Genomic DNA, 9,419 nt, shown 5'->3' on the forward strand with positions numbered 1-9,419 from the left:
TCTAAAATGATTTGATCATTGATATTCTAAAAATGTACCCTGGTCAAAAGCCAGGGTATTTTTTAACCCTTAATTCTACTATATGATTAAAAGAATGGTGTTCGCCATGGCATTGTCAGGAACCTGCTTATCCCTGCATGCACAGACGATAGAAGATGCGTTACGATTCAGCACAACATCTCCTTCAGGTACAACAAGAGCACAATCAGTAGGCGGCGCTTTGGGTGCATTAGGTGGAGAGGCATCTTCCCTGTATGTTAATCCGGCGGGACTCGGTTTTTTCAGAACAAATGATTTTTCCTTTACTGTTGGCCTTCAGAATATTTCCAATACGGGAACATACCTGAATACAAAAGCAGATGACAATAAGTTCATCCCGCTTATTTCCAATCTGACCCTGATCTTCGGCGGTAAGAGAAAGAGGCCAGACAGTAAATGGCAGAACTTCAGTTTCGGGCTGGGTCTGAACCGTACGCAGAACTATAATCAGCGGACCTATTATACGGGCAATAACAACAGCTCTTCCCTTTCATTGAACTATTACCTGGATGCTGAAGCAGCAGGTGTTACCGACCCCGACGAACAACTGGGAGGCAGTCAGACTATTGGCTCTCTGGCCCACACTTCTGCACTGGCTTATCAGACAGGGCTTATTTCTCCTTACCTGGACAACGGGCAACCTGATGGATTTTTCTTTTCTGCGGCACAGGCAGTTGACCGTAGTATCAATGTAAAACAGGAAAGCATTATCGATTCCAAAGGCGGCGCTTATGATGTAGCATTTGCTTTCGCCGCTAACTACGACGATAAGTTGTACCTGGGTGGTAGTGTGAATATTCCGACCATGACCTTCAAAAACTCAAGGACCTGGAAAGAAACAAACCTGAATACTGCTAATACAGACCTGAACAGCTTTGACGTTACCGAAAGCCTCAGATCCGAGGGAACAGGTATCAATCTGAAGATTGGTGGTATTTACAGGCCAGTTAAGTCCTTGAGCCTGGGAGCAACCTTCCACTCTCCTTCCTGGATCAGCTTTACTGATACTTATAGAACAGACATGACCACTTCTACCAAGACACTGGGCGTACTGTCATTCTCTTCAACCGATACCAATGACGGTTTCGAAGATGAGTCAAAATACACTATCAGAACACCATGGAAAGGAGTACTGAGCGCCACTTACCTCTTCGCTCCTTCTGCGGATACCAGGAAGCCTACCGGCTTTATTACCTTCGACTATGAGTACATGGACTATGCTGCCATGAAAATGCGTTTCCGTAACGACAACTCTTTCGACAGGGAAGACTCTGACCTGCGTAATAATGCAATCAAGGATACCTATCAGGGAGCATCCAATATCCGTGTGGGTGGAGAGTTGAAGTTGCATGTAATTGCTTTCAGATTGGGTTATGCGCTGTATGGCAGCCCTTATAAAAATGGTGCTATAGACGGTAAACGTCAGTATTATACCGGCGGTATCGGTTACAGAAACCGTGGTTTCTATATGGACCTGGGCCTGGTTTATGGCAACAATACCTACACCAATCAGCCTTACGAGCTGGCCTCTAATGCTGATCCGGCTGACCACTACACAACACCGGCTCCTGCGGAGATCAACAGCAAACAGGCAAATATCAATGCTACTTTCGGTTGGAAGTTCTAATCTGACCGCCAAACATATTCTTGTAAAGGGCGTCTGCTGTTGCGGACGCCCTTTTTATAAGCGGAAAACGCATCCGCTCAATTTTCTCTATTTTTGCGCGGTTATACACCTACCTATGAAATACAAACTGGCTCTATTACTGACTTTTGCCTTACAGGCAATCACACGACCCATTATAGCCCAATCTATACAGGAAGCTTTAAGATACAGCAGTGATATATCTACCGGAAGCTCCCGCGGACAAGCGGTTGGAGGCGCTGTAGGTGCGTTGGGAGGCGAAGTGGCCGCTATTTATGTGAACCCTGCCGCAGCTGGCTTCTTCCGTAATAGTGATCTTTCTATCTCTATTGGCTACCAGCACATTAGCAATACCAACTATTATCTGGGCAATAAAGGCATTTCAAAAAGGGGCGGCCCTAAGTTTGATGATTTTACCATAGTAATGCGCAATAAAACCAAAGAACATCCGCTGGTATTTGCCATGGGCGTAAACAGGCTGAATAATTTCAGGGAAAACGTCACCTATCAGGGCAACATTGCGAATTCATCACAGTCGCTGAATTACTTTATGCAGGCTGACAATGCCAATATCACCAACCCTGACTTATTACTGTCGCCCGACGAAAATGTTACGCTCAGGCATACTGCCTCACTCGCCTACGCAACCTACCTGATCAATCCCTATGCTATAGGAGGTCTATATAAGTTCACTTCAGCTGCAGAAGCGGATGACAATAGTATACTTGTAAATCAATACCATAAAACCCTGACCCGCGGAGGAACGACAGAACTGTCCCTTGTATTTGGCCAGCAGCATAATGACAAGTTATCGCTGGGAGGCAGCCTGAATATGGGTTTTATCAGTGAAGACATACAGGATATCTGGAAGGAAACGAATATCAATCCGGTACACGCCGACCTCAATTATTTCCAGGTAACAAAAACTACGAAGATAAACGGCATCGGGGTCAGTGTGAAATTTGGTGGTATATATAAGCCGATCGTTCCGCTGAACCTCGGTCTCTCGCTTAAATCGCCCACCTGGTATGGTGTCAATAAGAAATACCAGACCGATATGGTTACCGATACAAAATCGGCCGGTGTTGTAACAGCATCCACTATTTACATGATCGATGATACCACCCAGTCGGAGGCAGATTATCTCGACTATAGCCTGAGAACACCATGGAAGGCGACGGCCAGCGCCGTCTTGTTGTTTAATACGGCAGGCAGTCCGAACCTGCCTTATGGGTTTATCAGTGCTGATTACGAGTTGAGCGACTATCGTTCTATGAAGGTGAAATATGGAGATGGACTGAACAATCGTCGCTACAGTGAACAGGTAAAAGCAGCTTACCAGACAGTTGGCAATCTCCGTGTCGGCGCTGAAGTAAAATACCTGCTATATGCATTACGGCTAGGGTATGCCCATTATGGCAACCCATATAAAACTAGCCTTATTGACGGATCGAGGACCTATTACAGTGGCGGAGTAGGTTATAAATCTAACAGTGGTTGTTATATTGATCTTTCATTGATCACAGGAGGGAATCAGAAACGGCGGGAGATCCCATTTGAAATGCTACCGAACAAGTATGGCTATGTGAATCCTCCGGAGGCACAGGTTACCAGTTCTTCAACAAGAGTGTCAGCTACTTTCGGAGTTAAGTTCTGAGCTGTTGGTCCAACTCTTCTATCAGTCCTTTGCCTGCTTCGAACCATTTGAAGTCCTTGTCTTTACGGAACCAGGTCAATTGCCTTTTGGCGTATTGACGGGTATGGATAATGATCTGTTCTACCGCTTCATTCCAGGTTAGTTTACCATCGAGGTGATCAAATACCTCTTTGTATCCAACGGTCTGTAGGGCATTATGATCGCGATAAGGCAGTACAGCACGTACTTCCTCCAGCAGGCCGTCAGCAACCATCTGGTGTACACGACGTTCAATATTCGCGTGTAATTGCTCTTTGGGAAGGGTGATTGCCGTCTTAATGATGTTAAAGTCCCGCTGTACAACGTTGCCTGTTCTGAAATTGGTAATAGATTGGCCTGTGGCGTATAGTACTTCCAGTGCCCTCATCAGGCGATGTGGATTTTGTGTCTCCGCTACAGCATAAAAAGCCGGGTCTTTTTCCTGAACTTCCTGTTGAAGCCAGGCCATCCCATCTTTCTCATAGCGTTCCTGGATAGCCGAGCGGACATCAGCAGGAGCGGCCGGGATGTTATCAATACCTTCACAAAAGGCCTTGATATACAATCCGGTGCCTCCACACATGACCACTACATCGCGGTCTTTCCAGACTTCGGCTGCATAGTCCAGGGCGAGCCTTTCATAAACGCCCGCATTTACTTCCTCCCGTATGGAATGGGAATTAATAAAATAATGAGGAACAGTCTGCAGTTCCTGCGGACTGGGTTTGGCTGTACCTATACTTATTTCACGATAACACTGGCGGGAATCTGCAGAAATAACGGCTGTATCAAAGTGTTGTGCCACTTCTATCGCTTTAGCCGTTTTGCCCGCCGCTGTGGGACCAGCGATAATAATAACGGTCTTCACTAATACATGTCTTCGTTGCTGTTATCTTCACCGCCTTCATCTTCAGCGTCTGTGGTATCTTCTTCGCCCTCTTCTCCAAAGCCATCTTCACTCATGCCTTCTTTGTTAAGGTCATATTTCTCTTCCATTTCCACCAGTTTATCACCCACGAGACCTTTGGTGCCATACTGACTAGGCGCCAGTCCTTCTTTTCTTGTGCAGAAAGGATATGCTACTTTAGAGTTTTCATCTTTTGACACGCCGATCAGTTCCACCAGGAATGTCCAGTTCTTCGCATAGTCGTAGAGGTAAATGAACTTCTGGTTTGGGGTCTTTACAGCTGCGGCAATAGGCGTATCTTCCATTAACAGCGGTTCTACCTTACGTGCGGCGCCATCCTGTTCAAGAATGATCTCCCTGCCCCGTTGCCAGTTATCATTGCTACGGAAAAAAGTCGCTTTATGTTTATTGTCAAATTCGAATGACTGTAAAATAGTTTGATGAAATTGTAAAAATGTCTGGTCCGGTTTAATGGAAATATCCCTGTACACACTTTCATCTTCTTCCCAGTAAACTCTGAATTTCAAAACAGGCATGACAATAAAGGATTTTATTAATAATCTGGTATTTTCAGGATCGGGTCATAATATAACACAAAGCATCATACCTAATCCCGAAAAAGGTAGTGTTAACATTAATTAACACTACTAAATTAACATTTTTATTTAACTGGTGTCAAATCCATCTCTTTCGCTCTTTCAAGCAGGAAGGCGTAAGCTGCATCGTAGGTATTGGGAATAACCCCGTCCAGAATGGCCTCACGGATAGCATTTTTAAGGTCGCCTACTACTCTGGAAGGAGACAGTCCGAAAGTCTCCATGATCATCTCTCCGGTTACCGGTGGCTGCCAGTTACGGATACGGTCACTTTCCTCTACCTCCTTCAGGCGCTGCCGCACCAGTTCAAAGTTTTCCAGGTAGCGTTTAACCTTCACTTTATTCTTGGAGGTGATATCTGCCTCGCAGAGCATCATTAATCCCTCGATATCATCTCCGGCATCAAAGAGCAATCTGCGTATAGCAGAGTCGGTTATATTTTCTTTTGTTACACTGATAGGGCGGAGATGCAGCTCCACCAATTTTTTCACCAGCCGCATATTCTCATGCAACGGCAGTTTCATTTTGGTAAAGATACGTGTCACCATCTTCCCTCCCACCGCATCATGACCATGAAATGTCCAGCCATGTCCGGGCTCAAAGCGTTTTGTGGCAGGTTTCCCGATATCATGCAGTAAGGCTGCCCAGCGCAACCAAAGGTCTTTGGTATTGCGCGCGATATTATCCACTACCTGTAAGGTGTGGTAAAAATTATCCTTATGGCCTTTCCCTTCCACCATTTCCACTCCTACCAGGTCTACCATCTGCGGCAGTATGATCTTCATAATGCCGGCTTTATAGAGCAGATCGAGCCCTACGGAAGGTACCGGCGACAACATGATCTTGTTAAATTCGTCCGTAATACGTTCCTGCGAAATGATCTTGATCCGGTCTGCATTTTCTTTTATGCCTCTGAATGCCTCTTCGGAGATCGTAAACTGCAGTTGTGATGCAAAACGTATAGCCCTCATCATACGCAGCGGATCGTCTATGAACGTTTGTGCAGGTTCCAGTGGCGTTTTGATGGTCTTGGCTTCCAGGTCGGCGATACCACCAAAGGGATCTACCAGGCTGCCATAGTCAGCTTCATTCAGACTGATAGCCAGTGCATTGATGGTAAAGTCGCGACGCAGCTGATCATCTTTCAGGGTACCGGGTTCCACATCAGGATTTCTGGACTCGTGACGATAGCTTTCTTTTCTGGCACCGACGAACTCAATTTCCAGGTCATTCCATTTAACCTGGGCGGTACCATAGGTTTTAAAGAAGCTGACCTTTGCATTGTCAAAGTATTCAGCCACTTTATGGGCGAGGGCAATACCATCTCCTACACATACGACGTCCATATCTTTGGTACGCCTGTTCAGTATCTTATCACGCACAAAGCCGCCGATCAGGTAGCAGGGCGTACCCAGCTCCTGGGCAGCTAATGCTATCTGTTCCAACACTTTTCGTTCCTGTAAGGTACAGGGAATATCTATAGGCTTTCTGCTGATCATAAATGAATAAAACGGCAAAAGTAAGTTTTTTTATCTGATCACCTGAACACTCCCATCTTTCAGCAGCTTAATGATCCGGGAGGGCTCTGCCGGGGTTGTATCTTCCTGGCGGTAGTTAACAACATAGTCTACTCCTTCTTTAATAGCGGCGTCCACGTCTCTGAACGAAGCAGGCGAAGGCTGTCCGCTGATGTTTGCAGAAGTGGAAACCAGGGGTTTACGCAGCCGTTTTATCAGGTGACGGCAGAAAGTATCCTGTACGATCCTTATTGCAACAGTACCATCGCTGTTGATGACATTGGGAGCAAGGTCAAGCGCTCCTTCATAGATCACGGTTGTGGGACGGTCAAATCCTGCGATCATATCGGCGATATCGGGGCTGGGATGTGCGACGTACTTTAAAAGATCACGTACATCCGCCAGCAGGATAACCAGACTTTTGGCCTCCGGCCTTTGTTTGAGATCAAATACTTTTTTAACGGCGGCTTCGTCGGTCGCATCACAGCCGATTCCCCAGATAGTATCTGTCGGATACAGGATCAGTCCTCCGGTACGTAATACCTGCAGAGAAGCCGTTACATCATTTTCAAAATCAATCATAATTATAAACTTTCGTAGACCTTCATCACAGCTGCTGCACATTTTTCCCGGCTAAACAATTGTGCATGCGTCCATCCTTTTGTTCTCATTTCTTCTGCGAATGGTTTTTCATTCAGCACTTTCCTCATCGCATCGGCAATGGTCGCCGGCTGCAGGGGATTTACATATAAAGCGGCATTACCGCCTGTTTCCCCGAAACAGGAACCGGCGGATGTGATCACCGGCGTACGGCTCCATAACGCCTCCAGGATAGGAATTCCAAATCCTTCAAAGATAGATGGATATAATAACGCTTCCGCTCCCTGGTACAGCAACGGTACGTCTGCATCCGCTATACGGGCCTTTTCATTCAGCCAGATGATCCGTTCTGAGAGACCATGTTTCTGCGCAAATGCCTTCACTTTATCTTTATAACCCGTACCTCCGCCCAGTACTACCAGCGGCAGATCCACCTCTCCTTTCAACTGCTGCATAGCCTGGAGGATACCCAGCAAATTCTTTCTCTCAATAATGGACCCAACATACAGGAAATAGGAAGCTGGTAATCCATATTGTTCCTTCATTCTCTGAATACTTGCCGCGTCGTGCACTGCCGCAAAGGATTCATCACAACTCTGATACACCACCTCTATTTTCTCTGCCGGAGTTTTATAATAGTGAATAAGATCCTGCCTGGTCTGCTCACTGATAGCGATCACCTTATCCGCATACTGGCAGGCGTATTTCGCCTTCCGACGGTATGTCTGTACGTCTATCGGATTATATTGTGCGGGATAACGCTCAAAAATGAGATCATGCATCGTCACCACACTTTTCACACCGCTTTCATGAATACCGAACGGGATCTCATGGCTCAATCCGTGGTAGATATCAATACCTTTCGCTGCCAGTTCCCCCACCACATATTTGCTACGCCACGCACTGCGGAACCACTGATGTAGACGCTTCTCCGGTAATACTGACTGCATATTCGGGTAGCTTTGTGTCGTGTACATGCCTGTCAGCTTTGGCGCATAGAGATAATAACTGTGCTGGGGAAAATAAGTCGCCAGTGAACTTATCAGTGTTCGGCTGTAATTTCCCAGACCAGTATTATTTTGATAAGCCCGTTTTGCGTCAAAAGCAATATTCATAGCGTCATTTATAGGGCTATAAAGGTAAGCAATCGCTCCCAGCTTGCAACTACTAACAGGTTTTCCTTATGTTTGTAAAAAATTTCAAACGATGGAGCTAAAAGAACTAATAAAAGCGGCATGGGCCGATCGTACCTTACTACAGGAATCACAATACAGTGATGCTGTAAAATGTGTGATCGAAGCTGTAGATAAAGGCAAGACACGAGTGGCGGAACCAGGAGAAAACGGATGGGTAGTAAATGAATGGGTAAAACAAGCGATTTTGATGTATTTCGCCATTCAGCCTATGGAAACCATAGACCTCGGTCCTTTCGAGTTCTATGATAAAATGAAACTGAAATCCCACTACAAAGACCTGGGCGTACGTGTTGTACCTCATGCTATTGCCCGTTACGGCGCTTTTATTGGTAAAGGAGCTATCCTGATGCCATCTTATGTTAACATCGGCGCTTATGTTGATGAAGGTACCATGGTGGATACCTGGGCTACCGTAGGCTCCTGCGCTCAGATCGGCAAACACGTTCACCTGAGTGGTGGTGTGGGTATCGGTGGCGTACTCGAACCGCTGCAGGCTAGTCCGGTGATCATCGAAGATGGCTGCTTCATCGGCTCCCGTTGTATTGTTGTAGAAGGTGTGATCGTAGAAAAAGAAGCTGTACTGGGTGCGAACGTAGTACTGACCCAGAGCACTAAGATCATCGACGTGAGTGGTCCTGAACCAATTGAATACAAAGGCCGTGTACCAGCACGTAGTGTGGTGATCCCAGGTACCTACACCAAGAAATTCCCTGCTGGTGAATATCAGGTGTCTTGTGCGTTGATCATTGGTCAGCGTAAGGCTTCTACTGACTTGAAGACCAGTCTGAATGACACGCTGAGAGAGTTCAATGTAGCTGTGTAGATTGAATATATTATTTGGAAGCCGCTCCCTTCGGGAGCGGCTTTTCTTTTCCTAATGCAATGGGCTATACGATGTTCAGCTTTTTTTAAAGAAAAATTTGGAAGTTTGAGAGAAAAGCCTACCTTTGCAATCCCTTAACACGGAATCAGTTGCCCAGATGGCGAAATTGGTAGACGCACTGTGTTCAGGTCGCAGCGCTCGCAAGGGTGTGCTGGTTCGAATCCAGTTCTGGGCACAAAAAATGTAAAAGCCGCTCTCCGAGCGGCTTTTACATTTTTTGTTAATTCAATCTTTTTATAAATGATTAATATTCAATCGAAGAAAGTTGGATCAAGTTGAAAACTTGGGGGGAAGGTTAAAAAGTTGTTGTTTTGCAGCTCATCAAGAACCATCAGTTTTGGATCAGGCATACCGACAGTTA

The 9,419-nt window shown here is 46.0% G+C and carries 8 protein-coding genes and 1 tRNA gene; 4 read left to right on the top strand and 5 right to left on the bottom strand.

Annotated elements, in window-relative coordinates; genetic code table 11:
• The first annotated feature begins 82 nt into the window (after positions 1-82).
• Together C7475_RS07980 and C7475_RS07985 are read left to right on the top strand one after the other, a co-directional pair.
• Positions 83-1,666, top strand: coding sequence for an OmpP1/FadL family transporter (locus C7475_RS07980; protein WP_110052764.1), 1,584 nt, complete (start codon positions 83-85; stop codon positions 1,664-1,666).
• Positions 1,667-1,781: 115 nt separating this feature from the next.
• Positions 1,782-3,341, top strand: a complete 1,560-nt coding sequence (locus tag C7475_RS07985) for a hypothetical protein (protein WP_110052765.1) — start codon at positions 1,782-1,784, stop codon at positions 3,339-3,341.
• On the opposite strand, the gene miaA is transcribed toward C7475_RS07985, so the two are convergent.
• From miaA to C7475_RS08010, 5 genes are all read right to left on the bottom strand, one after another.
• Positions 3,331-4,227, bottom strand: a complete 897-nt coding sequence (gene miaA / locus C7475_RS07990; protein ID WP_110052766.1) for a tRNA (adenosine(37)-N6)-dimethylallyltransferase MiaA — start codon at positions 4,225-4,227, stop codon at positions 3,331-3,333. The two genes, C7475_RS07985 and miaA, sit on opposite strands and share 11 nt — an antisense overlap.
• Positions 4,227-4,802: a hypothetical protein gene (locus tag C7475_RS07995; RefSeq protein ID WP_110052767.1), complete on the bottom strand. Its 576-nt coding sequence runs from the start codon at positions 4,800-4,802 to the stop codon at positions 4,227-4,229. The genes miaA and C7475_RS07995 overlap by 1 nt, the downstream gene beginning before the upstream one ends.
• Positions 4,803-4,927: 125 nt before the next feature.
• Entirely contained in the window at positions 4,928-6,361 is a 1,434-nt protein-coding gene (locus C7475_RS08000; RefSeq protein ID WP_233259786.1) for a CCA tRNA nucleotidyltransferase, read from the bottom strand.
• A gap of 30 nt (positions 6,362-6,391) precedes the next feature.
• Positions 6,392-6,961 (bottom strand): L-threonylcarbamoyladenylate synthase, encoded by a 570-nt coding sequence (locus tag C7475_RS08005; protein ID WP_110052769.1) that lies wholly within the window; start codon positions 6,959-6,961, stop codon positions 6,392-6,394.
• A 2-nt stretch (positions 6,962-6,963) separates the two neighbouring features.
• The gene (locus C7475_RS08010) at positions 6,964-8,094 is read right to left on the bottom strand and encodes a glycosyltransferase family 1 protein (protein WP_110052770.1); all 1,131 of its coding nucleotides are present in this window, start codon (positions 8,092-8,094) and stop codon (positions 6,964-6,966) included.
• Positions 8,095-8,185: 91 nt separating this feature from the next.
• On the opposite strand from C7475_RS08010, the gene C7475_RS08015 reads away from it, so the two are divergent.
• The gene (locus C7475_RS08015; RefSeq protein ID WP_110052771.1) at positions 8,186-8,998 is read left to right on the top strand and encodes a 2,3,4,5-tetrahydropyridine-2,6-dicarboxylate N-succinyltransferase; all 813 of its coding nucleotides are present in this window, start codon (positions 8,186-8,188) and stop codon (positions 8,996-8,998) included.
• A gap of 151 nt (positions 8,999-9,149) precedes the next feature.
• A tRNA-Leu gene (locus tag C7475_RS08020) sits at positions 9,150-9,233 on the top strand.
• Positions 9,234-9,419: the final 186 nt, after the last annotated feature.

The organism is Chitinophaga sp. S165 (genome assembly GCF_003182155.1).
GTDB lineage: Bacteria > Bacteroidota > Bacteroidia > Chitinophagales > Chitinophagaceae > Chitinophaga.